Annotated in this window: 21 protein-coding genes and 1 tRNA gene; 11 read left to right on the top strand and 11 right to left on the bottom strand. The window is 70.4% G+C overall.

The genetic code is table 11. From position 1 onward, the window contains the following. Positions 1–38 precede the first annotated feature (38 nt). The 9 genes from ACFYZY_RS18720 to rpmH all read right to left on the bottom strand — a co-directional run bounded on the left by ACFYZY_RS18720 (position 39) and on the right by rpmH (position 6,663). A complete protein-coding gene (locus tag ACFYZY_RS18720) occupies positions 39–656 on the bottom strand; it encodes a GNAT family N-acetyltransferase (RefSeq protein ID WP_388695138.1) in 618 nt (205 codons plus the stop codon). 161 nt (positions 657–817) lie between these two features. Further along, the gene (locus ACFYZY_RS18715) at positions 818–1,798 is read right to left on the bottom strand and encodes a ParB/RepB/Spo0J family partition protein (RefSeq protein WP_388695136.1); all 981 of its coding nucleotides are present in this window, start codon (positions 1,796–1,798) and stop codon (positions 818–820) included. Continuing rightward, on the bottom strand, positions 1,795–2,871 hold the full coding sequence (locus ACFYZY_RS18710) for a ParA family protein (RefSeq protein WP_388695133.1): 1,077 nt from the start codon (positions 2,869–2,871) through the stop codon (positions 1,795–1,797). The genes ACFYZY_RS18715 and ACFYZY_RS18710 overlap by 4 nt, the downstream gene beginning before the upstream one ends. Before the next feature lie 237 nt (positions 2,872–3,108). After that, positions 3,109–3,825: a 16S rRNA (guanine(527)-N(7))-methyltransferase RsmG gene (rsmG, locus tag ACFYZY_RS18705; RefSeq protein WP_388695130.1), complete on the bottom strand. Its 717-nt coding sequence runs from the start codon at positions 3,823–3,825 to the stop codon at positions 3,109–3,111. A gap of 117 nt (positions 3,826–3,942) precedes the next feature. After that, entirely contained in the window at positions 3,943–4,455 is a 513-nt protein-coding gene (locus ACFYZY_RS18700; RefSeq protein ID WP_388695127.1) for a protein jag, read from the bottom strand. 28 nt (positions 4,456–4,483) lie between these two features. Beyond that, complete coding sequence (gene yidC / locus ACFYZY_RS18695) at positions 4,484–5,806, bottom strand: membrane protein insertase YidC (protein ID WP_388695124.1); 1,323 nt, start codon at positions 5,804–5,806, stop codon at positions 4,484–4,486. Positions 5,807–5,809: 3 nt separating this feature from the next. After that, the gene (gene yidD / locus ACFYZY_RS18690; RefSeq protein ID WP_053640024.1) at positions 5,810–6,136 is read right to left on the bottom strand and encodes a membrane protein insertion efficiency factor YidD; all 327 of its coding nucleotides are present in this window, start codon (positions 6,134–6,136) and stop codon (positions 5,810–5,812) included. Beyond that, entirely contained in the window at positions 6,133–6,504 is a 372-nt protein-coding gene (rnpA, locus tag ACFYZY_RS18685; RefSeq protein ID WP_388695121.1) for a ribonuclease P protein component, read from the bottom strand. The genes yidD and rnpA overlap by 4 nt, the downstream gene beginning before the upstream one ends. A gap of 21 nt (positions 6,505–6,525) precedes the next feature. Next, positions 6,526–6,663, bottom strand: a complete 138-nt coding sequence (gene rpmH / locus ACFYZY_RS18680; RefSeq protein WP_006381191.1) for a 50S ribosomal protein L34 — start codon at positions 6,661–6,663, stop codon at positions 6,526–6,528. Positions 6,664–7,059: 396 nt separating this feature from the next. Here rpmH and dnaA point away from each other — a divergent pair, with 396 nt between their 5' ends. The 11 genes from dnaA to ACFYZY_RS18625 all read left to right on the top strand — a co-directional run bounded on the left by dnaA (position 7,060) and on the right by ACFYZY_RS18625 (position 21,711). Then, positions 7,060–8,835, top strand: a complete 1,776-nt coding sequence (gene dnaA / locus ACFYZY_RS18675) for a chromosomal replication initiator protein DnaA (RefSeq protein WP_388695118.1) — start codon at positions 7,060–7,062, stop codon at positions 8,833–8,835. A 1,030-nt stretch (positions 8,836–9,865) separates the two neighbouring features. Further along, positions 9,866–10,996 carry a DNA polymerase III subunit beta gene (gene dnaN, locus ACFYZY_RS18670; RefSeq protein WP_125664301.1) on the top strand — a complete coding sequence of 377 codons (1,131 nt, stop codon included), beginning with the start codon at positions 9,866–9,868 and terminating at the stop codon, positions 10,994–10,996. A 167-nt stretch (positions 10,997–11,163) separates the two neighbouring features. Further along, positions 11,164–12,042, top strand: coding sequence for a phosphogluconate dehydrogenase (NAD(+)-dependent, decarboxylating) (gene gnd / locus ACFYZY_RS18665; protein ID WP_388695115.1), 879 nt, complete (start codon positions 11,164–11,166; stop codon positions 12,040–12,042). Between the two features lie 56 nt (positions 12,043–12,098). Next, positions 12,099–13,220, top strand: coding sequence for a DNA replication/repair protein RecF (recF, locus tag ACFYZY_RS18660; RefSeq protein ID WP_388695112.1), 1,122 nt, complete (start codon positions 12,099–12,101; stop codon positions 13,218–13,220). A 13-nt stretch (positions 13,221–13,233) separates the two neighbouring features. Next, a complete protein-coding gene (locus ACFYZY_RS18655; RefSeq protein WP_388695109.1) occupies positions 13,234–13,788 on the top strand; it encodes a DUF721 domain-containing protein in 555 nt (184 codons plus the stop codon). Between the two features lie 606 nt (positions 13,789–14,394). Next, positions 14,395–16,422, top strand: a complete 2,028-nt coding sequence (gene gyrB / locus ACFYZY_RS18650; RefSeq protein WP_388695107.1) for a DNA topoisomerase (ATP-hydrolyzing) subunit B — start codon at positions 14,395–14,397, stop codon at positions 16,420–16,422. Between the two features lie 41 nt (positions 16,423–16,463). Then, positions 16,464–19,121: a DNA gyrase subunit A gene (gyrA, locus tag ACFYZY_RS18645; RefSeq protein ID WP_388695105.1), complete on the top strand. Its 2,658-nt coding sequence runs from the start codon at positions 16,464–16,466 to the stop codon at positions 19,119–19,121. A 3-nt stretch (positions 19,122–19,124) separates the two neighbouring features. Next, on the top strand, positions 19,125–19,787 hold the full coding sequence (locus ACFYZY_RS18640; RefSeq protein WP_388695104.1) for a DUF3566 domain-containing protein: 663 nt from the start codon (positions 19,125–19,127) through the stop codon (positions 19,785–19,787). A 99-nt stretch (positions 19,788–19,886) separates the two neighbouring features. Continuing rightward, positions 19,887–19,960, top strand: a tRNA-Ile gene (locus ACFYZY_RS18635). 173 nt (positions 19,961–20,133) lie between these two features. Next, a complete protein-coding gene (locus ACFYZY_RS18630; RefSeq protein WP_003958712.1) occupies positions 20,134–20,268 on the top strand; it encodes a DLW-39 family protein in 135 nt (44 codons plus the stop codon). A 147-nt stretch (positions 20,269–20,415) separates the two neighbouring features. After that, positions 20,416–21,711: a hypothetical protein gene (locus ACFYZY_RS18625; RefSeq protein WP_388695102.1), complete on the top strand. Its 1,296-nt coding sequence runs from the start codon at positions 20,416–20,418 to the stop codon at positions 21,709–21,711. 31 nt (positions 21,712–21,742) lie between these two features. On the opposite strand, the gene ACFYZY_RS18620 is transcribed toward ACFYZY_RS18625, so the two are convergent. Both ACFYZY_RS18620 and ACFYZY_RS18615 read right to left on the bottom strand, forming a co-directional pair. Further along, complete coding sequence (locus ACFYZY_RS18620; protein ID WP_388695099.1) at positions 21,743–23,164, bottom strand: serine/threonine-protein kinase; 1,422 nt, start codon at positions 23,162–23,164, stop codon at positions 21,743–21,745. Positions 23,165–23,226: 62 nt separating this feature from the next. Continuing rightward, the gene (locus ACFYZY_RS18615; RefSeq protein ID WP_388695098.1) at positions 23,227–23,775 is read right to left on the bottom strand and encodes a helix-turn-helix domain-containing protein; all 549 of its coding nucleotides are present in this window, start codon (positions 23,773–23,775) and stop codon (positions 23,227–23,229) included. Positions 23,776–23,900: the final 125 nt, after the last annotated feature.

Raw genomic sequence — 23,900 nt, 5'->3', positions numbered from 1 at the left:
GCCGCTTTCGCGTTCCGGGTCGGTTCGCAGGTGCGTCGTCACAGGGGGCGCAGGGCGGGTTCCTTCTGCACGGCGCCGAGCAGCCGGTCCAAGGCCATCTCGACGTCCTCTTTCCAGGAAAGCGTCGTCCTGAGTTCCAGCCTCAGCCGGGGAAAGGCGTGATGCGGCCTGACGGTCTTGAAACCCACGGCCAGCAGGTGATCGGCCGGCAGCACGCAGGCCGGCTCCTTCCAGCGGGCGTCCCCGAACGCCTCGATCGCCTTGAAGCCCCGTCTCATCACGTCCTTGGCCACCGTCTGCACCATCACCCTGCCCAGCCCCTGCCCCTGGTAGCCGGGCATGATCCAGGCCGTCATCAACTGCACGGCGTCCGCCGCCACGGGACTCGTCGGAAAGGCGGTCGATCGTGGCACGTAGGCCGGAGGAGCGTAGAGGACGTAACCGACCGGCACTTCGTCCACATAGACCACTCGGCCGCATGAGCCCCACTCCAGGAGCACGGCCGAGATCCAGGACTCCTTCTCCACCTCCGGGTGCCCCGACTCCACCGCGGCCTCGCCGCTGACCGGGTCGAGCTCCCAGAAGACACAGGAGCGACACCGCGTGGGGAGGTCCGGAAGGTTGTCCAGCGTGAGCGGTACGAGCCGTCGCCCCACGGCCGATCCTCGCTTCCCTCGCCTTCGCGCACGGATACGCCTCTTGAAATCGTATCGACCGGGCGATCAGGAGGACACCGCATCCAGGCAAAGGGCGGGCCGGGCTCCGGTGAGGCCGGAGCCCGGCCCGCCCCCGGGGTGGTGCCGGTGAGGTGCGGGCGTCAGCCCGCCGCGCTCCGCTCGGCGCTCTTCTGCTCCAGGACCCGTCCCTCGCCGGGAGCCAGGGTCGAGAGGATGCGTTCGAGGTCGTCCATCGAGGCGAACTCGACGACGATCTTGCCCTTCTTCTGTCCCAGGTCGACCTTCACCCGGGTCTCGAAGCGGTCCGAAAGCCGGGTGGCCAGGTCCGTGAGAGCGGGCGAGACGCGGCTTCCGGCACGCGGCTTCCTCGGCCTGGCCGTCTCGGCGGGCTCCTCGGAGTCCATGAGGCTCACGATCTCCTCGACCGTGCGCACCGAAAGCCCTTCGGCGACGATCCGGGCGGCCAGCTTGTCCTGGGCCTCCTGGTCCTCCACGCCGAGCAGGGCGCGCGCATGGCCGGCGGAGAGCACCCCGGCGGCCACGCGGCTCTGTACCGGGGGAGAGAGCCGCAGCAGACGCAGCGTGTTGGTGATCTGCGGGCGGGACCTGCCGATCCGGTCCGCGAGCTGGTCATGGGTGCAGCCGAAGTCCTTGAGCAGCTGCTCGTAGGCGTGTGCCTCTTCGATCGCGTTCAGCTGGGCCCGGTGAAGGTTCTCCAGCAGGGCGTCCAGGAGCATCTTCTCGTCGTCGGTCTCCCGGACGATCGCCGGAATCCGCTCGAGGCCCGCCGTCGTGGAGGCCCGCAGACGGCGCTCGCCCATGACGAGCTCATAGCGGTCGCCGTCGGTCTTCCGCACGACCACGGGCTGGAGCAGGCCCACCTCCTTGATGGAGACGACCAGCTCCGCGAGGGCGTCCTCGTCGAAGATCTGCCGCGGCTGGTGCCGGTTCGGCACGATGGACTCGATCGGGATCTCGGTGAAGTACGCCCCGGCGGGGGGCTTCGGCTCGGCCGTCTTCACCGACCCGGTCCACGCCCCCGCCGACTCGGGGGACGGAGCGCTCTGCGGGATCAGCGAACCGAGTCCCCGCGGCCCCAATCCCCTACGTCGCTCACTCACTGGATTCCCTCCGACATGCTGCGCTGATGGTTCTGGTACCCCACACGTGCGTGCTGGGCGTCGTAGTTCACGGTGACGCCCCGGAGGGCGATCTCACGAGCCGCTTCGATGTACGACAGGGCACCGCTGGAACCCGGATCGTAGGTGATCACCGTCTGACCGTAGCTCGGCGCCTCCGAGATGCGGACGGACCGGGGGATGCTGGTCCGCAGCACCTCTTCGCCGAAATGGGTCCGCACCTCTTCGGCGACCTGCGAGGCAAGCCTCGTGCGTCCGTCGTACATGGTGAGAAGGATCGTCGAGACGTGGAGGGTGGGGTTGAGGTGCCCCCGGACCAGCTCGACGTTCTTCAGGAGCTGTCCCAGTCCTTCGAGGGCGTAGTACTCGCACTGAATGGGGATCAGCACCTCGGCCCCCGCCACCAGGGCGTTGACCGACAGCAGGCCGAGCGAGGGCGGGCAGTCGATGAGGATGTAGTCCAGCGGCTGTTCATACGCCTGGATCGCCCGCTGGAGACGGCTTTCGCGTGCCACCAGCGACACCAGTTCGATCTCCGCTCCGGCGAGATCGATGGTGGCGGGGGCACAGAAGAGCCCTTCGACGTCCACCACGGGCTGCACCACTTCGGAGAGCGGCCTGCTGTCCACCAGGACGTCGTAGATCGAGGGGACATCGGCATGGTGATCGATGCCGAGGGCCGTGGAGGCGTTGCCCTGCGGGTCCAGGTCGATGACCAGGACGCGGGCACCGTGCAGTGCCAGGGAGGCGGCGAGGTTGACCGTCGTGGTCGTCTTGCCCACGCCGCCCTTCTGGTTGGCGACCACCATCACGCGCGTCCGGGCCGGACGGGGAAGACCCTCGCCGGCACGGCCCAGTGCCTCTGCCGCCAGCTGAGCGGCGCGCCCCACGGGGGTGTCGTCCATCGGGGGAGGTGTTTCACGTGAAACGTCTTCCCCCGCCGATTCGGTTCGGGGACCGGGGACCGGGTCGGTCATCGGTCCCGCGATGTTGGCGTCGGACCGCAAGGATTCACTCTCCTCGGCTTCGGGCTCGCGATGAGGAGAGCCTGCCATGCTTTCGGGGTCACGAACCAGCGAGGTAGGTGGTTCTGTGGAGGAATCCACCTCTGTGGACATCTCCACCACCCGCGCGGGTGGATTCACACGGGGTCGGCGGTCCCGGGGGGCGGTGACCGCGCGACCACGGTCGATGATCCCCTGCAGCATTGAGCGATGTTTCACGTGAAACACCATGCCCCTGCCGTCCGACCGGGGCCGGACGACACTCCGAAATGGTACGTAAGGGACGGATCAGCGACGACGACGCGTCTTGCTCGTGCGGGCGGCCTTGGCCCGCTTGGCCGCGAACCGCACACCGCCGGGGCTCTCGCCGACCTCCACCCGGACGACCGTGGACAGCGGGTCGACGACTCCCTCGCCCACCTGCAGGACCGACGTCGCCACCACGCCGAGCCGGGAGAGCGCGGCACGGGCCCCGTCGAGCTCCTCCTGCGCGGTGTCGCCCTTGAGGGCCAGCATCTCTCCGTACGGACGCAGCAGAGGGACGCCCCAGCCGGCCAGCCGGTCCAGCGGGGCCACCGCCCGAGCCGTCACCACGTGCACCGGGGTGATCTTGCCGAGCATCTCCTCCGCCCGCCCCCGAACCACGGTCACATGATCGAGTCCGAGCAGTTCGACGACCTCCTGGAGGAAGTTCGTCCGGCGCAGAAGCGGCTCCAGAAGCGTGATCTTCAGGTCCGGCCGGACCAGCGCCAGCGGAATGCCGGGGAGCCCGGCGCCCGACCCGACATCGCAGACGGTGACGCCCTCGGGGACGACCTCCGAGAGGACGGCACAGTTCAGCAGGTGGCGCTCCCAGAGCCGGGGGACCTCGCGCGGGCCGATCAGGCCGCGCTTCACACCCGCGTCCGCGAGGAGCTCCGCGTACCGAACGGCCTCCGGGAAGTACTCGCCGAAGACTGTCCGCGCCTGCTCCGGCGCCTCGGGGAGCTCCGCTGCCTCCGTCACGGGAACCGTCCTTCCGTACCGCACCCGTGGGTGCGAGCGCACTGTGGTGGCTGAGTGTTCAGGCTGACAAAGATCGGCCCCGCCTGCGAACAGACGGGGCCGAGACTACGTGAGGGGTCAGGCCGGGAGCACGACGACGAAGCGCTGCGGCTCCTCGCCCTCGGACTCGCTGCGCAGACCGGCGGCGGCGATCGCGTCGTGCACGACCTTGCGCTCGAACGGCGTCATCGGGTCGAGCTTGACCGGCCGGCCGCTCGACTTCACGTCGGCGGCGGCCTTGGCACCCAGTTCGGCCAGCTCGGAGCGCTTCTTGGCCCGGAAGCCGGCGATGTCGAGCATCAGACGGCTGCGGTCGCCGGTCTCCCGGTGCACCGCCAGGCGGGTCAGCTCCTGGAGCGCCTCCAGCACCTCGCCGTCACGGCCCACGAGCTTCTGGAGGTCACGGCCGCTGGAGTCGCTGATGATCGAGACCGCGGCCCGGTCCGCCTCGACGTCCATGTCGATGTCGCCGTCGAGGTCGGCGATGTCGAGCAGACCTTCGAGGTAGTCGGCCGCGATCTCGCCCTCCTGCTCCAGGCGGGACAGGGTGTCGCCACCCTCGGCGGCGACAGAGGTGGTGCCTTCCGTCACGGACGGACTCCTTCTTGCGTCGGGTGGCTTACTTCTTGGACGACGGGTGCTTGGGCCGCTGCTGGCCCTTGCGCTGACCGGCCTTGCCCTGCTGGCGGGAGCCACCGGAGTTGGCGCGGCTCGGACGTGCGGGCTTGTCGGCCTGGGCCTCGTCCTTCGCTCCGCCGGCGGTACCGGTCCCGGCCGGGCCCTCGGGCTTCTTCTCGAGCGAGGTGACCGGCTTCGTGTCGGCCGGCTCGGAGGCTTCCTCGGCGTCCTTCACCGCGGCCTGCTGGGCGGCGGCCTGGCGCTGGGCCTTAGTCTGGCGCTTGGGCTGCTGACGCCTGGCGACGGCAGCGCCCTCGGCCTCGGCCGTGATCGTGTCGCTCTTGATCACGCTGCCGTCGGGCTGGGCGGCGAAGCCCGCCTTGGAGAGGCCCACGAAGAAGCGACGCTCGTTCTCGTTGCGGTCCCCGCCCTTGGCGACGATGACCTTGACGATGTTCTTCCGGCGACGGCCGCGGACCTCGCCGTGGTGGACGACGCTCTTCAGGAGGCGCTGGAGGTAGGCGTCCTGGGCCTTGCTGCCCGGGGTCGGGTTCTGGTTGATCACGTACATCTGCTGGCCCATGGTCCACACGTTGGTGGTCAGCCAGTAGACGAGGACACCGACGGGGAAGTTGATGCCCATGACGGCGAAGATCACCGGGAAGATGTACATGAGCATCTTCTGCTGCTGCATGTACGGGGTCTTCACCGACAGGTCGACGTTCTTCATCATCAGCTGGCGCTGGGTGAAGAACTGCGAGGCCGACATCATGATGATCATGACCGCGGTGACGACGCGGACATCGGTCAGCGACGCCTGCAGCGCGGCGACCTTCTCGGCGCTGTCCGTGAACTTGGCCGCCAGCGGGGCACCGAAGATGTGGGCCTGACGGGCGCTCTCCAGGAGCGGGCCGTCGATCTTGCCGATCTCCTTGCCCGACGCGATCGCGGAGAGCACGTGGTAGAGGGCGAAGAAGAACGGCGACTGCGCCAGGATGGGAAGGCACGAGGAGAGCGGGTTGGTGCCCGTCTCCTTGTACAGCTTCATCATCTCTTCGGACTGGCGCTGCTTGTCGCTCTTGTAGCGCTCCTGGATCGCCTTCATCTTCGGCTGGAGCGCCTGCATGTTCCGCGTCGACTTGATCTGCTTCACGAAGAGCGGGATCAGGCAGATGCGGATCAGCACCACCAGGGACACGATGGACAGACCCCAGGCCCAGCCCGTGTCAGGGCCGAAGATCGCCCCGTACATCTTGTGGAACTGGACGATGACCCAGGAAACGGGCCAGGTGATGAAGCTGAACAGACTGGCAATCGTGTCCACTAATCAGGCTCCTTGAGCATTGGGCGAGGTCTCTGCGGCCGGGCTCGTCTCGGCGGTGGACCCGCCCTTGTCGCCGCGCAGCGCGTTCCGCAGCATCTCGTGCCAGCGGGGGCGCTTGCGCGGGGGAACGTGGTCCACGCCGCCGGGCGACCACGGATTGCACCGCAGGATGCGCCAGGCGGTCAGGGCTGTGCCCTTGATCGCGCCATGCCGGTCGATGGCCGTGAATCCGTAGCGGGAACACGACGGGTAGTACCGGCAGACGGGCCCCAGGAGGGGGCTGATCGTCCACTGGTACAGCTTGATGAGGGCCAGCAGCGGGTACTTCATCGCGCGCCCCCTCCCAGGAGCCGCTGAAGAGCGGCGTCCAGGTCTCGGGCCAGCTGTGCGTGATCGGCGTCGCCGGCTCCGGGCAACGCCCGTACGACCACCAGGCTACCGGGGGGAAGGACGGGAAGTCGGTCGCGGACGAGATGGCGCAGACGACGCTTCACCTGGTTGCGTACGACCGCACCGCCCACGGCCTTGCTCACGACGAAACCCGCACGCGTCGGGGGAGCGCTCTCCCCAGGCGCGTGCGGGTCCGTTGCACCGCTGCGTAGGTGGACGACGAGGAGTGGGCGACCGGCCCGGCGTCCTCGACGTACCGCGGTGGCGAAGTCCTCGCGCCGCCTCAGCCGATTCTCGGTAGGCAGCACGTCATGACCTGTTTAAGTGGATCAGGCGGACAGGCTCGCGCGACCCTTGCCACGGCGGTTCGCCAGGATGGCGCGGCCGGCACGGGTGCGCATGCGCAGACGGAAGCCGTGGGTCTTCGCACGACGACGGTTGTTCGGCTGGAAGGTGCGCTTGCTCACTCGGGGGCTCCAGAAATGATTCGGGTGGTGGCGGGACATCGCCTGGCTGTCACCGTGCGCCCACGAGAAGCTCGCAATACGCCCGAGTGCACCGCTTCGCGACCACGGAACGTGATCTTTGCCCATCGGAGGCAGGCGGCAGCAGCCATCGACAACTCGACTTGGTTACGGTACGCGTGGCTACGCCATCCGGTCAAACCGGCTCGTTGCCGTCCCCCATTGTGCACAGCCTGTGGACAACAACTTGAACCGTGTCAGTCGACCCGACTACCGTGGGCGGACTCCACAATCTTTTCCGTTCTGTCCTCACCTGTCCTCGACGGACCGGTCCTGCGGACTTCGATCCACCGTCCCCGAAAACCACACCATCGTGGGACCTGCGAGAAAGCGTGCCCCGTGGCTGACGTACCTGCCGATCTTGCCGCAGTGTGGCCGCGGGTCCTGGAACAGCTCCTCGCCGAGGGCCAGCAGGGCATCGAGCCCAAGGACAAGCAGTGGATCGAGCGCTGTCAGCCGCTCGCCCTGGTCGCCGACACGGCCCTGCTCGCCGTGCCCAACGAATGGGGCAAGCGCGTCCTGGAGGGCCGGCTCGCCCCGCTGATCAGCGAGACCCTGAGCCGCGAGTGCGGCCGGCCGATCCGGATCGCGATCACCGTCGACGACTCCGTCGGGGAGCAGACACCGCCGTCGCCCCCCGCACAGCAGTCGCAGCGGCCCCGCTACGACGAGCGCGACCGCTCCGAGCCGTACGAGAAGTACGAGGGCTACGGACACCGGCCGATGCCCGACGACGGACTGCCGGCCGCACGTCCGGCCTACCCGGACTACTCCTCGCCCCAGCGGCCCGACCCCGGGGCCTGGCCGCGCGCCCAGGAGGACCTCTCCTGGCAGCAGCCGCGGCTCGGCGGCTACCAGGAGCGCGCCCCGTACACCGGCCCCGAGCAGTCCCGGCAGTCCCGTTACGACGAGCCCTCCCGCGGCTACGAGCAGCAGCGGCCCGAGCGCGCCGAGCTGCCCGAACCGCAGGGGCACGGCGCTCGCCCCGGCCCCCGGCCGGGCGGCGGACCGGGCCCCGGTTCCACGGGCGGCGGGCACGGCTCCCCGTCCTCCGGGCAGGGCGCGGGCGCCCCGGGCGAGCAGCACGCGCGCCTGAACCCCAAGTACCTCTTCGACACCTTCGTCATCGGTTCCTCGAACCGGTTCGCGCACGCGGCCGCCGTCGCGGTGGCCGAGGCGCCGGCGAAGGCGTACAACCCCCTCTTCATCTACGGGGAGTCGGGCCTCGGCAAGACCCACCTGCTGCACGCGATCGGGCACTACGCGCGGAGCCTCTACCCGGGCACGCGCGTGCGGTACGTGAGCTCCGAGGAGTTCACCAACGAGTTCATCAACTCGATCCGCGACGGCAAGGGCGACACCTTCCGCAAGCGCTACCGGGACGTGGACATCCTGCTCGTCGACGACATCCAGTTCCTGGCGAGCAAGGAGTCGACGCAGGAGGAGTTCTTCCACACCTTCAACACCCTGCACAACGCGAACAAGCAGATCGTGCTCTCCTCGGACCGGCCGCCCAAGCAGCTGGTGACCCTGGAGGACAGGCTCCGCAACCGCTTCGAGTGGGGCCTCACCACCGACGTGCAGCCGCCCGAGCTGGAGACGCGCATCGCGATCCTCCGCAAGAAGGCGGTGCAGGAGCAGCTCAACGCCCCGCCGGAGGTGCTGGAGTTCATCGCCTCCCGGATCTCGCGGAACATCCGCGAGCTGGAGGGCGCGCTGATCCGGGTGACGGCCTTCGCGAGCCTCAACCGGCAGCCGGTGGACCTGGGGCTCACCGAGATCGTGCTCAAGGACCTGATCCCGGGCGGGGAGGACAGCGCCCCCGAGATCACCGCCCCCGCGATCATGGCCGCCACCGCCGACTACTTCGGCCTGACGGTGGAGGACCTCTGCGGTTCCTCGCGCAGCCGCGTCCTGGTGACGGCCCGGCAGATCGCCATGTACCTGTGCAGGGAGCTGACGGACCTGTCGCTGCCCAAGATCGGCGCGCAGTTCGGCGGGCGCGACCACACGACGGTGATGCACGCGGACCGGAAGATCCGCGCCCTGATGGCGGAGCGGCGCTCCATCTACAACCAGGTCACCGAGCTGACCAACCGCATCAAGAACGGCTGACACGGGCCGCCACGGCCGTGCGGGGCGCCCCGGGAGACCTCCCGGGGCGCCCTTCGGCGTTTCCGGGGGCCGGTGGTTCCGGTTCCGGGTGACCTCCGGAAGCCGGCCGGTGGAGGCCGCCCGGAGCCGGAACCGACGTCTCGGGACTCCGCCGGCCTCACGCGTCCCTCCCGCCGCCGCGCCGCGCCCGACCCTCCCGTCCCGGCGCCTTCCCGGCAGTGGATCCGAGGGGGGCGGGACGGCGGAACAGTGCCTCGACGGGGCCGCGGAGGCCGGTGCGCGGAGTGTGCACAGGGTGGGGACCGGCCAGGGGTGTTCGATTGCGCGGTTCCGCTGGCGGGTTCTCCACAGAGTGCGGGATGATCACCCGTCCACAGGGTGGGGACTGCCAAGTTATCCGGATTTTGTCCACAGGGCCGGTGGCTGGCAGGACGTCGGGCCAGCTCAGACCCCTGGGGAATTGTTGGAAAAGTTTCTCCACAGCCTGTGGATGAAGTTTTCGTCCACAGGGGGCCTTCAGGGTTGTCCACCGGCCGCCCACAGGGAGGGGGCTGTTGCCCACAGCTTCTCCACAGCCCTGTCCACTGTTCGGCAACGAAACACCCCTCCTCACCTCGAAGAGTGAAAGCCGTCACACCAAGGGAGACGATTGGGCTGTGGGCAACCGGGGTAAAGCTGGGGACGGTGCTGGGGAGAAGTCCCCGTGGCCTGTGTATGGGGTGTGCAGAACTTTCGGGTGTCCACAGAAGCCCCGAGTTGTCCACCGGTTCCACCCACAGGCGCGGTGGACAAAAAACTGGGCCTGACCTGCGCAGACGGGGTTATCCACGGTTTCCACAGGCCCTACTACTACTTCCACCTAGAGTTAGCCCGGAATCCGCTTCGAAGTGGGACCTGTGCACAACTCGGCGCCGGAGCCCCGGCCGCCCCTCGACGCGACTTGACCCCGAGCAGCACCGAGTGTCGGCGGCGTACGTCAGACTGGATCCCGCAGTCGACGAAGAGCCAGCAACAGCAGGAGGCGGTTCCGGTGAAGATCCGGGTGGAGCGCGATGTACTCGCGGAGGCGGTGGCCTGGGTGGCCCGCAGCCTCCCGGCCCGTCCGCCGGCGCCCGTACTCGCGGGCCTTCTGCTGAAGGCCGAGGACGGCGCCCTGAGCTTCTCGAGCTTCGACTACGAGGTCTCCGCGCGGGTCTCCGTCGAGGCCGAGGTCGAGGAGGACGGCACCGTCCTCGTCTCCGGTCGCCTGCTCGCCGACATCTGCCGCGCCCTCCCCAACCGTCCCGTGGAGATCTCCACAGACGGTGTACGGGCGACCGTGGTCTGCGGCTCCTCCCGCTTCACCCTCCACACCCTGCCTGTGGAGGAGTACCCGGCACTGCCGGAGATGCCCACCGCGACGGGCACCGTCCCCGGTGAGGTCTTCGCCTCCGCCGCCGCGCAGGTGGCCATCGCCGCCGGCCGTGACGACACGCTGCCCGTCCTCACCGGTGTGCGCATCGAGATCGAGGGCGACACGGTCACCCTGGCCTCCACCGACCGCTACCGCTTCGCGGTCCGCGAGTTCCTGTGGAAGCCGGAGTCCCCGGACGCCTCCGCGGTCGCCCTGGTGCCCGCGAAGACCCTCCTGGACACCGCCAAGGCGCTCACCAGCGGTGACACAGTCACCCTGGCGCTCTCGGGCTCCGGCAAGGGCGAGGGCCTCATCGGCTTCGAGGGCGCGGGCCGCCGCACCACCACCCGGCTGCTCGAGGGCGACCTGCCGAAGTACCGGACGCTCTTCCCCACCGAGTTCAACTCGGTCGCGGTGATCGAGACCGCCCCCTTCGTCGAGGCCGTCAAGCGCGTCGCCCTGGTGGCCGAGCGCAACACCCCGGTCCGGCTGAGCTTCGAGCAGGGCGTGCTCATCCTGGAAGCGGGCTCCAGCGACGACGCACAGGCTGTGGAGAGGGTCGACGCCCAGCTGGAGGGCGACGACATCTCGATCGCCTTCAACCCGACCTTCCTGCTCGACGGCCTGAGCGCGATCGACTCCCCGGTCGCCCAGCTCTCCTTCACCACCTCCACCAAGCCGGCGCTGCTCAGCGGCAGGCCGGCCGTCGACGCCGAGGCGGACGAGGCGTACAAGTACCTGATCATGCCGGTGCGCCTCAGCGGCTGACGCCGTCGGCCCGGGGGCCGGAGCCGTCCCCCGGGAGGGGGCGAAGCCCCGGCGGTCCCGGGCCTCCGGGGCTTCGCCTGAGCGGCCGACCCCACAGGTGTGCACCCGCGTCCGGGCGTAGGCTCGGACGCGGGTACGAACCGCACACGACGCTTAAGGAATCTCTGATGGAGCTCGGTCTCGTCGGTCTCGGCAAGATGGGCGGCAACATGCGCGAGCGCATCCGCCGCGCAGGCCACACCGTCATCGGATACGACCGCAACCCGGACCTCGCCGATGTCCACAGCCTCGAAGAGCTTGTGAACAAGCTCAAGGGCCCCCGTGTCGTGTGGGTCATGGTCCCGGCCGGTGCCGCGACCCAGTCCACCATCGACGAGCTGGCCGAGCTGCTCTCCCCCGGCGACGTCGTCGTCGACGGCGGCAACTCGCGCTGGACGGACGACGAGAAGCACGCCGAGGAGCTGGCCGCCAAGGGCATCGGCTTCGTCGACTGCGGCGTCTCGGGCGGCGTGTGGGGCCTGGAGAACGGCTACGCGCTGATGTACGGCGGCGACGCCGAGAACGTGGCGAAGGTCCAGCCGGTCTTCGACGCGCTCAAGCCCGAGGGCGACTTCGGCTCGGTCCACGCGGGCAAGGTCGGCGCCGGCCACTTCGCGAAGATGGTCCACAACGGCATCGAGTACGCCATGATGCAGGCGTACGCCGAGGGCTGGGAGCTCCTGGAGAAGGTCGACTCCGTCACCGACGTGCGCGAGGTCTTCCGCTCCTGGCAGGAGGGCACGGTCATCCGCTCCTGGCTGCTCGACCTCGCGGTGAACGCGCTGGACGAGGACGAGCACCTGGACGGGCTGCGCGGCTACGCGCAGGACTCCGGCGAGGGACGGTGGACCGTCGAGGCCGCCATCGACAACGCCGTACCGCTGCCGGCGATCACCGCGTCGCTGTTCGCGCGGTTCGCCTCGCGGCAGGACGACTCCCCGCAGATGAAGATGATCGCCGCGCTGCGCAACCAGTTCGGTGGCCACGCGGTCGAGACGAAGAAGTAATCCACAGGCTGTGCACCCGGCGGTGCACGGCAGCCGGGGAAGGTCGGCGCCCAACCATGCACGTCACGCATCTGTCGCTGGCCGACTTCCGTTCCTACGCCCGGGTCGAGGTCCCGCTCGACCCGGGCGTCACCGCTTTCGTGGGCGCCAACGGCCAGGGCAAGACCAACCTGGTCGAGGCCGTCGGCTACCTCGCGACCCTCGGCAGCCACCGCGTCGCCTCCGACGCCCCGCTCGTGCGGATGGGGGCGGAGCGCGCGATCGTCCGGGCCGCCGTCACCCAGGGCGAGCGCTCCCAGCTGATCGAGCTGGAACTCAACCCGGGCCGGGCCAACCGCGCCCGTATCAACAGGTCCTCGCAGGTCAGACCGCGTGACGTCCTGGGGATCGTACGGACCGTGCTGTTCGCGCCCGAGGACCTCGCCCTGGTGAAGGGCGACCCCGGCGAACGCCGGCGCTTCCTCGACGACCTGATCACGGCGCGCGCGCCGCGCATGGCGGGCGTGCGCGCCGACTACGAGCGCGTGCTCAAGCAGCGCAACACCCTCCTGAAGTCGACCGCGATGGCCCGGCGGCACGGCGGCCGGGCCATGGACCTGTCGACCCTGGACGTCTGGGACCAGCACCTGGCCCGGGCGGGCGCCGAACTGCTCGCCCAGCGCCTCGACCTCGTCGGGGCGCTCCAGCCGCTCGCGGACAAGGCGTACGACCGGCTCGCGCCCTCCGGCGGGCCGGTCCTGCTGGAGTACCGGTCCTCCGCCCCCGGCGCCGGAAGCACGCGCGAGGAGCTGTACGAGCAGATGCTCGCCGCCCTCGCCGAGGTCCGCACGCAGGAGATCGAGCGGGGCGTCACGCTCGTCGGACCGCACCGGGACGAGCTGCTGCTCAAGCTCGGTGACCTGCCCGCGAAGGGGTACGCGAGCCACGGCGAGTCCTGGTCGTACGCGCTGGCGCTGCGGCTCGCCTCCTACGACCTGCTGCGGGCCGAGGGCAACGAGCCGGTCCTCGTCCTCGACGACGTCTTCGCCGAACTGGACGCGCGCCGGCGCGAACGGCTGGCGGAGCTGGTGGCGCACGGCGAGCAGGTCCTGGTGACGGCCGCCGTCGACGACGACGTGCCGGGCGTCCTGGCGGGGGCGCGGTACGCGGTGGCCGGAGGGACAGTGGAACGCGTATGACCGTGGAGCGCGGATGAGCGAGAAGAACCGTCCCCAGCCTGTGGACAGCGCCGTGGCCCCCGAACCCTCGGGCGTCGACCTCGCCCGGGTCGCGCTGCGCGCCGCCAAGGAGCAGGCGAAGGCGCGGGGTGCGGCCGCCCAGCAGAAGAAGCAGGCCCGGCGCGGCGGCGGGCTGCGTTCCGGCGCGCGTGCCGACGGGCGCGACCCGATGGCACTCGGTGCCGCGATCAACCGGCTGATCACCGAGCGGGGCTGGGAGACACCGGCTGCGGTCGGCGGGGTCATGGGCCGGTGGCCGCAGATCGTCGGCGAGGACCTGGCGAAGCACTGTGTACCGCTGAAGTTCGACGACGATCCGGACGCCCGGGTCCTCACCGTGCAGTGCGACTCGACCGCGTGGGCCACACAGCTGCGGCTCCTCGCGCCCCGTCTGGTGGCGCGGCTCAACGAGGACCTGGGGCACGGAACGGTACGGGTGATCAAGGTCCTGGGGCCGGGGGCGCCGAGGCGGGGCTACGGGCCGCTGCGGGCGCCGGGATCGGTGGGCCCCGGCGACACGTACGGCTGAGCACCCGGCCCGGCACCACCCCGGCGGCCCCGGTTCCGTCCCCTCGGGCCGCCGCGGCCGCCGTACCCGCCGTAGCCGCCTCGACCGCCTCGACCGCCGCGCCGGGCCGCGGCCGCCGTACCCGCCGCGGCCCGGCGCGGCCCGGCCCCCGGCCCAAGACACCGGGTCCGCCTCCGACCGCCGGCCCCCTCCGGACCACCGGGCCCACCCCGGACCGCCGGACGGCCCTCGGTCCCCGGACCGCACGCCCCCTCCGCCCGGCTCCCACCGGGCCCGCCCGGGGCCTCGCGAGGGGCGCGGACCACGCCCCGCGACAGGACCGGACCGGGTGCCCCCGGCGGGACCGGACCGGCCCCCCGCGACAGGACCGGACCGGATGCCCACAACGCGCTACGAGGCGAAGCGCTGGGTGGCCGTCAGGGGGCTCTGAAGCCCCTCCCCGGATATGGGGAGTCGTCTCGCTCCCGTCGAGGGCGGCACATGCGTACTCAGGTACCGGCAAACCCCCATGAGTGTCAGAGCTACCGGTAGACTGGAAGACAATCCCGCCACCCTGCGGAACATGTCGAACGACGCAGCCGCTCCCGTATGCCCGGAGAACGGCCTGTGCTGTGCCAGAAAGGGCGCTTCGTGGCCGATTCCGGCAATCCCAACGAGAACAACCAGTACACCGCCAGCAACATCCAGGTTCTCGAGGGCCTGGATGCCGTGCGCAAGCGCCCTGGCATGTACATCGGCTCGACCGGTGAGCGCGGTCTGCACCACATGGTGCAGGAGGTCGTCGACAACTCGGTCGACGAGGCCCTGGCCGGGCACGCGGACACCATCGACGTGACGATCCTCGCCGACGGCGGCGTGCGCGTCGTCGACAACGGCCGCGGCATCCCGGTGGGCATCGTCCCGTCCGAGGGCAAGCCGGCCGTCGAGGTCGTCCTGACCGTCCTGCACGCGGGCGGCAAGTTCGGCGGCGGCGGCTACGCGGTCTCCGGCGGCCTGCACGGCGTCGGCGTCTCGGTCGTGAACGCCCTGTCCACCAAGGTCGCCGTCGAGGTGAAGACCGACGGCCACCGCTGGACGCAGGAATACAAGATGGGCGCCCCGGTCGAGCCGCTCGCGCAGCACGAGGCGACCGACGAGCACGGCACCTCGGTGACGTTCTGGGCCGACCCGGACATCTTCGAGACCACCGACTACTCCTTCGAGACGCTCGCGCGCCGCTTCCAGGAGATGGCCTTCCTCAACAAGGGCCTCACCCTGACGCTGACGGACGAGCGCGAGTCCGCGAAGGCCACGGTCGGCGCCGACGACCCGGACGCGGAGGCGACCGCGCCCGAGGCCCGCACGGTGCGGTACCACTACGAGGGCGGCATCGTCGACTTCGTCAAGTACCTCAACTCGCGCAAGGGCGAGCTGATCCACCCCACGGTCATCGACATCGAGGCCGAGGACAAGGACCGGCTGCTCTCGGTCGAGATCGCGATGCAGTGGAACTCGCAGTACACCGAGGGGGTGTACTCCTTCGCGAACACGATCCACACCCACGAGGGCGGTACGCACGAGGAGGGCTTCCGCGCCGCGCTCACCGGTCTGGTGAACCGCTACGCGCGCGACAAGAAGCTGCTGCGCGAGAAGGACGACAACCTCTCGGGCGAGGACATCCGCGAGGGTCTGACCGCGATCATCTCGGTCAAGCTCGGCGAGCCCCAGTTCGAGGGCCAGACGAAGACCAAGCTCGGCAACACCGAGGCGAAGACCTTCGTGCAGAAGGTCGTCCACGAGCACCTGACCGACTGGTTCGACCGCAACCCGGTCGAGGCCGCGGACATCGTCCGCAAGTCGATCCAGGCGGCCACCGCCCGCGTCGCCGCCCGCAAGGCGCGCGACCTGACCCGCCGCAAGGGCCTGCTGGAGTCGGCGTCCCTGCCCGGCAAGCTGAGCGACTGCCAGTCGAACGACCCCACCAAGTGCGAGATCTTCATCGTCGAGGGCGACTCCGCCGGCGGTTCGGCCAAGTCCGGCCGCAACCCGATGTACCAGGCCATCCTGCCGATCCGCGGCAAGATCCTGAACGTCGAGAAGGCCCGGATCGACAAGATCCTCCAGAACACCGAGGTCCAGGCACTGATCTCCGCCTTCGGCACCGGCGTCCACGAGGACTTCGACATCGAGAAGCTCCGCTATCACAAGATCATCCTGATGGCGGACGCCGACGTCGACGGCCAGCACATCAACACCCTGCTGCTGACGTTCCTCTTCCGCTTCATGCGCCCGCTCGTCGAGGCCGGTCACGTCTACCTCTCCCGTCCGCCGCTCTACAAGATCAAGTGGGGCCGGGACGACTTCGAGTACGCCTACTCGGACCGGGAGCGCGACGCCCTGGTCGAACTGGGCAAGCAGAACGGCAAGCGGATCCGCGAGGACTCGATCCAGCGCTTCAAGGGCCTGGGCGAGATGAACGCCGAGGAGCTGCGCGTCACCACCATGGACGTGGACCACCGCGTGCTCGGCAAGGTCACGCTGGACGACGCCGCCCAGGCGGACGACCTCTTCTCGGTGCTGATGGGTGAGGACGTCGAAGCCCGGCGCTCCTTCATCCAGCGCAACGCCAAGGACGTCCGCTTCCTCGACATCTGAGTCGGTCCCCGCTGACCGTACGAAAGGACTGACGACCGGCCATGGCCGACCAGAACACTCCTGCCCCCGACGGCGACGACATCTCCCGTGCCGCCTCCGCCCTCACCGAGGAGGAGCGCGCGCTGAGGATCGAGCCCGTCGGGCTCGAGACCGAGATGCAGCGCTCGTACCTCGACTACGCGATGTCCGTCATCGTGTCCCGCGCGCTGCCCGACGTGCGGGACGGCCTCAAGCCCGTCCACCGGCGCGTGCTGTACGCGATGTACGACGGCGGCTACCGGCCCGAGAAGGGCTTCTACAAGTGCGCCCGCGTCGTCGGCGACGTCATGGGCACGTACCACCCGCACGGCGACTCCTCGATCTACGACGCGCTCGTCCGCCTCGCCCAGCCCTGGTCGATGCGCATGCCGCTGGTCGACTCCAACGGCAACTTCGGCTCCCCGGGCAACGACCCGGCCGCCGCCATGCGCTACACCGAGTGCAAGCTGGCGCCGCTGTCGATGGAGATGCTCCGCGACATCGACGAGGAGACCGTCGACTTCACGGACAACTACGACGGCCGCAACCAGGAGCCGACGGTCCTGCCGGCCCGGTTCCCGAACCTGCTCGTCAACGGCTCCGCCGGCATCGCCGTCGGCATGGCGACCAACATCCCGCCGCACAACCTGCGCGAGGTCGCGGCCGGCGCCCAGTGGGCCCTGGAGCACCCCGACGCGTCCCACGAGGAGCTGCTCGACGCGCTGATCGAGCGGATCAAGGGCCCCGACTTCCCGTCCGGCGCGCTCGTCGTCGGCCGCAAGGGCATCGAGGAGGCGTACCGCACCGGCCGAGGCTCCATCACGATGCGCGCGGTGGTCGAGGTCGAGGAGATCCAGAACCGCCAGTGCCTGGTGGTCACGGAGCTGCCGTACCAGACCAACCCGGACAACCTCGCGCAGAAGATCGCCGACCTGGTGAAGGACGGCAAGATCGGCGGCATCGCCGACGTCCGCGACGAGACCTCGTCCCGGACCGGCCAGCGCCTGGTCATCGTGCTCAAGCGCGACGCCGTCGCCAAGGTCGTCCTCAACAACCTGTACAAGCACACCGACCTCCAGACGAACTTCGGCGCGAACATGCTGGCGCTCGTCGACGGCGTGCCGCGCACCCTCTCGCTCGACGCGTTCATCCGCCACTGGGTGACGCACCAGATCGAGGTCATCGTCCGCCGGACCCGCTTCCGGCTGCGCAAGGCCGAGGAGCGCGCCCACATCCTGCGCGGTCTGCTCAAGGCGCTCGACTCGATCGACGACGTCATCGCGCTGATCCGGCGCAGCGACACGGTCGAGGCCGCCCGCGGCGGCCTGATGGGCCTGCTGAGCATCGACGAGATTCAGGCCAACGCGATCCTGGAGATGCAGCTCCGCCGCCTCGCCGCCCTGGAGCGCCAGAAGATCGTCGCCGAGCACGACGAGCTCCAGGCGAGGATCAACGAGTACAACGCCATCCTGGCCTCCCCGGAGCGCCAGCGGGCGATCGTCAGCGAGGAGCTGGCCGCGCTGGTCGAGCGGTTCGGCGACGACCGCCGCTCCAAGCTGGTGCCCTTCGACGGCGACATGTCCATCGAGGACCTGATCGCCGAGGAGGACATCGTCGTCACCATCACGCGTGGCGGCTACGTGAAGCGGACGAAGACCGAGGACTACCGCTCGCAGAAGCGCGGCGGCAAGGGCGTCCGGGGCACGAAGCTGAAGCAGGACGACATCGTCGACCACTTCTTCGTCTCCACCACCCACCACTGGCTGCTCTTCTTCACCAACAAGGGCCGGGTCTACCGGGCCAAGGCGTACGAGCTGCCGGACGCCGGCCGGGACGCCCGCGGCCAGCACGTGGCCAACCTCCTGGCCTTCCAGCCGGACGAGCAGATCGCCCAGATCCTGGCGATCCGCGACTACGAGGCCGCGCCCTACCTGGTGCTCGCCACCAAGGCCGGCCTGGTGAAGAAGACCGCGCTGAAGGACTACGACTCGCCCCGCTCGGGCGGCGTCATCGCGATCAACCTGCGCGAACTGGACAACGGTGCCGAAGGCCTCGCAGACGAGCTGATCGGCGCCGAGCTGGTCTCCGCCGAGGACGACCTGCTGCTCATCAGCAAGAAGGCGCAGTCGATCCGCTTCACCGCCACGGACGACGCGCTGCGTCCGATGGGACGCGCCACTTCGGGTGTCAAGGGGATGAGTTTCCGCGCGGACGACGAGCTGCTCTCGATGAATGTCGTCCGGCCCGGTACGTTCGTCTTCACCGCGACCGACGGCGGGTACGCCAAGCGCACCCCCGTCGACGAGTACCGCGTCCAGGGCCGTGGCGGCCTCGGCATCAAGGCCGCCAAGATCGTGGAGGACCGCGGATCGCTCGTGGGAGCGCTGGTGGTGGAGGAGACCGACGAGATCCTCGCCATCACGCTGTCCGGCGGTGTGATTCGTACGCGAGTCAATGAAGTCAGGGAGACCGGCCGTGACACCATGGGCGTCCAGCTGATCAACCTGGGCAAGCGCGACGCCGTCGTCGGCATCGCGCGGAACGCCGAGGCCGGCGGCGAGGACGACGAGATCGACGACGCCGACGGGGCCGAGGACATGGTCGAGGTGTCCGAGACCGGAGTGGTCGAGGGCGGGACAGCCGGGGGCACGGAGCCTCCGGCCGGGGAGCACGAGGAGTAAGACGTGAGTGGAGCCACGGGCGCCGGATCGGCGGCCGCCGGAGCTTCTGCAGGTGCTGGAGCGAACGGCGCCCGTGGCTCCGCCACGGACTCCCAGGGGGTTGCGGTGACGGACAACCGGGGGCAGCAGCCCCCGTACGAGACCTACAACGGGCCGCTGCCCGGCGAGCGCGCGGGCGCGCAGCAGTCGTCGGGCGGGCCCTACCATCCGCCGCAGGCGTACGGTGCTCCGGCGCCGGGCGGCAAGGGGGACGGGGCCGTGCGCCGGCCGCGCACCGGGGCGCGCACGACGCCCCGGACGCGCAAGGCGCGGCTGCGGGTGGCGAAGGCCGATCCGTGGTCGGTGATGAAGGTGAGCTTCCTGCTCTCCATCGCGCTGGGCATCTGCACGGTCGTGGCCGCCGCGGTGCTGTGGATGGTCATGGACGCCATGGGCGTCTTCTCGACGATCGGCGGGACGATCAGCGAGGCCACGGGCTCGAACGAGTCCAACGGCTTCGACCTGCAGTCCTTCCTGTCGCTGCCGCGGGTGCTGATGTTCACCTCGGTGATCGCCGTGATCGACGTGGTCCTGATGACCGCTCTGGCGACCCTGGGCGCGTTCATCTACAACCTGTCGGCCGGCTTCGTGGGCGGTGTGGAGCTGACGCTCGCCGAGGACGAGTAGGACGTGCGGGGCCGGCCCGGGGAACCGATTTTGGGACTGGCCCCCACGTGCGCTAATCTTCAGGAGTCAGCGCGCGGGACACACACCGCAGAGCGCGGCGGGGCTATAGCTCAGTTGGTTAGAGCGCATCCCTGATAAGGATGAGGCCACAGGTTCAAATCCTGTTAGCCCCACATTTTCGATCGGCCCGGACGGTTTCCCGTCCGGGCCGATTCCGTTTTCCCGGTTCCCGGGCGGTCGGGCCACGTCGTGGGTTTGAACCTCGTACAGGTCACCGATCGGTATCGGTCGATGTGTAGAGTGGGCGTCAGAAGTCTCCTACGTCAACGAAAGACGAGGTCGCGCGGTGAAGAAGCTTCTCCTGGTCGCACTGGCCGCCATCGGCGGGCTCCTCGTGTACCGCCAGATCCAGGCGGATCGCGCCGAGCAGGATCTGTGGACGGAGGCGACCGACTCCGTGCCCGCAGGTTCGGGTGTCTGAGAAGAGTTTTGTCTGGGGGTGAAGCCCCGGCCGCGCGCGAGCGGGCCGGGGCTTCGCTCTGTCCGGGGGGCGGTCCGGACCGGACCCCGCTCTCCCTGCATTTGCCTGAGCGAATAATTTGATTGCTTCAGCGAAGAGGAGGGGCGCGTGAGGAAGCGGTTCGGCCTCGGCCGGAGGGCGGGGGCCCTGATCGCGGCCGCCGCGGCGGTGGGAGCGGCGGCGCTGCCCGCCCAGGCCCGCACGGGCGGGGGGAGCACCGCCCCGTCGTACGCCTTCGACCCCGCGGCCCAGCGGGTGCGGGGGGCCGTGACCAGCTCGGACGCGGTACCGCTGACGGCGGGGCGGACCTACCGCGACACGCTCGCGAAGGACGGCAAGGTCTACTACCGGCTCGACCTCGACGACCGGCAGAACGCGTACGTCTCCGTGGTCGCCGTGCCCGGTCCCGGCAGCGCGGTGAAGGCCGGCGACGGCTTCAAGGTGGTCGTGCGGGACGGTTCCGGCACGGACTGCGACTCCCAGCGGGTGGGGTTCGGGTCGAGCGACTACGCCCGGCCCCTCGTCGGGTACGCCCACCGCGCCACCGGTCCGGGCGGCGCCTCCGGCTGCCGGCGGGCGGGCACCTTCTACGTGCTGGTCGAGCGCGATTCGCCGGATTCGCGGGACGACTGGGAGCTGGAGCTCCGGTACCTGACCGAGCCCCCGCTGAAGGAGGCCGGGCCGACCCGGCTCCCCGAGACCTGGTCCTCCGGCACGCCCGCGCCCCCGACGGGAGGACCGCGCCCCCGGCAGGGCGGCGCCGGGTTCCACGGGGCCGTCCCGCTGACGCGGGGCGAGTGGCGGTCCGACATCCGGCCCGGGGAGTCCCTCTTCTACCGGGTGCCCCTCGACTGGGGGCAGCAGCTCTTCACCACCGCCGAGCTGGGAAGCAGTACCAAGGACGGCGGATACGTCTCCGGCGCGCTGTCGCTCACCCTGGTGAACCCGGCGTTCGGCCAGGTCGCCGAGGGCGGCGTCGGCTACAGCGGGAAGCCCGCGACGCTGCCGCTCGGCCCGCAGCGGCCGGTGGCGCACGAGAACCGGGTCTCGTTCCACAGCGCCACGAAGGGGATGCGGTTCGCCGGCTGGTACTACCTGGTGGCCACGCTCGATCCGGAGGTGGCCGAGGAGTACGGCGGCGAACCGGTTCCGCTGACGCTGCGGGTGAACGTGCTGAACGCGCCGAAGCCCGGCCCCGGATACGACGGGGACGCGGGACCGTTCGCCGTGACCGCGGAGGACAGGGCGGCGGCCGAGACCGGCGTCGGCGGGTCGCAGGCGGCGGAGGGGACGGCGCGCGCGGACTCCCTGCGCCTGGTCGCCGTGGCGGGGATCGGCACCGGGACGGTCCTGCTGGCCGGCCTGGGGGCGTGGACGGCGGTGGCGCGCAGGCGGGCGGCGTAGCGGCCCGCGGCCCGTGTGCGGTGCCCCGCCCTCAGATCCGGGCGAGGGCCCAGAAGCCGACCGCGAGGCAGACCAGCGCGAGCAGGAGCACCGGGACCGCCACCTTCGGGGGCGGTCCCGGCCGGCGCGCGGGGACGGACACGGGCGGCCCGAAGCCCGGGGAGGGCGCGAAGCCCGGGGGCGGGGCGGGGCTCTGGGCCGGGTACGCGGTGTACGGAGGGCCGCTGTACGGGGGCGCGGGGGGCTGTTCGTACGGCGAGGAGACGAGGGGAGCCGGGCCGAAGGCGGGCGCGGGAGCGGACGCCGGACGCACGGCCGGGGCGGGGGCCGGAGGCGCGGTCGGCGGGGGCAGGAGGAAGCTTCCCGTCCCGGAAGGGCCGGGAGCCGGCGGAGTGGCCGGCTCCGGGGCCGGGACGGGAGCGGCGGGGGTTTCGGGACCGATGGGGTGCCCGGGGCCCGTGGGACTCGTGTGCCCCGGGTGGCTTTCGGGAGCCGAGGGGCCCTCGGCACGGGCGGAGGCGGCGGGAGCCGGGGAGTTCGTGAAACCCGTGGAGTCCCCGGAGCGGACGGGTTTCTCGGGACCTGCGGGCCCGAAGCCCGGCGGGAGGGGGCCGAGTTGGTCGAAGATCTCGACCGGCTCCTCGGCGGGGTCGGGATCGGGGAGCAGTTCGACGGCGGCGCCCAGCGCCTTGCGCGCCCCCGTGGCCGTACGGAAGCGGGACTGGGGGTCGGGCCGGAGCAGCCCCGCGAGCACCTGCCACAGGGGCTCCGGGACGCCCTCGGGAGCGCTCGGGGTGCCGTGGGCGACGAAGTCCTCGACCAGGGCCCGGAAGTCCGGCTTGCGGCCCTGGAGGAGGTAGAGCGCGACCAGGCCGACGGCGAACAGGTCCGAGGGGAAGTCGGGTTCGGCGCCGAGGAGCTGTTCGGGGGCGAAGTAGCCGGGCGTCCCCACGACGTAGTCGGTCTCCGTGAGCCGGGGCTCGCCCTTGCGCATGGCGATGCCGAAGTCCGAGAGGCGCAGATGCGGACGTCCGGTGCCGGTGGCGTCGAGGAGGATGTTGGCCGGCTTGATGTCCCGGTGGACGACCCCCTCGGCGTGGACCGCCGCGAGGGCCGAGAGCAGCTGGTCGAGCAGGACGCAGACGAAGCGGGGCGGCAGCGGGCCGTAGTCCCCGAGGACGTGGGCCAGCGAGCCGCCGGCCACCAGGTCCATGGTGAAGAGGACCTTGTCGTCGTCGGCGGCCCAGCTGGCCGGGGCCAGGACGTGCGGGTGGTCTATCCGCAGCGCCTGCTCGCGGACGAAGCGGAGCAGCGTGTGGGCGTCGCTCTGCAGGAGCACCTTGGCCGCCACGTAACGACGGCGCCGGTGGTCCCAGGCCCGCCACACCGCGCCCGCCCCGCCCCGCCCGATCGGGTCGACCAGCTCGTACCGTCCGGCGAAGACCTCACCCATCGCGCTGTGCCCGCTCCCCGTCGCGTCGTTCCTCCGGATGCCGGCCGGCTGCCGGGACCGGGTCAGTTCTGGTGCGACTCGTAGTGGGCGACCGCGTCCGCGGTGCGCCCCGCGCCGTACACCCGGAGGAACTCTGCCAGTTCGGGATGGGCCGGGGCGAGGGAATCGGCGGCTTCGATGATGTCGCCGGCGGCCGCGACGGAGCGCAGCAGGGACTGGATCTCGCGGACGACCCGGCGCACGGTCGGGGCGCCGGAGCCGGTGGTGGTCTGGCCCGATCCGGTGAGGACGGAGCCGCCCTGCGACTTCTTGATCTGGTCCATCCGGCCGGACGCCTCGGCGGCGCTGACGCTGCCGTCGGCGACCTGCACGGCCAGCTCCTGGAGGGCCTGGACGCGCTGGACGACGGCCGGGTTGCCGATCTTGGCCCGCTGACCGCTCATCAGCTGGGACAGCATGGGAGCGGAGAGGCCGAGGACGGCCGCGAGCCTGGCCTGGTTGAGGCCGAGATCGTCGATCAGGCGGCGGAAGAGGGCCCCCAGCGGCTCCCCGTACCAACTGCGCTGAAGCTCTCTGGCTCTGGCCGTGGCTTCCTGCTGCGCTGCGTCCATCACTTCTCCCCATCCCTGCGGTTCACCACTGCGAACCTGGGCGACATCTTACGGAGAGTGGTCGTGGACCGGGAGTCCCCATCTTTTTGCCGGACATGGGGGGTGACCCGGTACGCTGTTCCCGT

Source organism: Streptomyces sp. NPDC001744 (assembly GCF_042892575.1).
Lineage (GTDB): Bacteria > Actinomycetota > Actinomycetes > Streptomycetales > Streptomycetaceae > Streptomyces.
This window is presented reverse-complemented; position numbering and strand designations above follow the sequence as displayed.

Coding starts and splice junctions, on each gene's coding strand:
- ACFYZY_RS18655 (WP_388695109.1), top strand. CDS start 13,234: ATGAGCGAGAAGAACCGTCCCCAGCCTGTGGACAGCGCCGTGGCCCCC.
- recF (WP_388695112.1), top strand. CDS start 12,099: ATGCACGTCACGCATCTGTCGCTGGCCGACTTCCGTTCCTACGCCCGG.
- yidD (WP_053640024.1), bottom strand. CDS start 6,136: ATGAAGTACCCGCTGCTGGCCCTCATCAAGCTGTACCAGTGGACGATC.
- ACFYZY_RS18710 (WP_388695133.1), bottom strand. CDS start 2,871: ATGGCAGGCTCTCCTCATCGCGAGCCCGAAGCCGAGGAGAGTGAATCC.
- gnd (WP_388695115.1), top strand. CDS start 11,164: ATGGAGCTCGGTCTCGTCGGTCTCGGCAAGATGGGCGGCAACATGCGC.
- gyrA (WP_388695105.1), top strand. CDS start 16,464: ATGGCCGACCAGAACACTCCTGCCCCCGACGGCGACGACATCTCCCGT.
- ACFYZY_RS18615 (WP_388695098.1), bottom strand. CDS start 23,775: ATGGACGCAGCGCAGCAGGAAGCCACGGCCAGAGCCAGAGAGCTTCAG.
- ACFYZY_RS18620 (WP_388695099.1), bottom strand. CDS start 23,164: ATGGGTGAGGTCTTCGCCGGACGGTACGAGCTGGTCGACCCGATCGGG.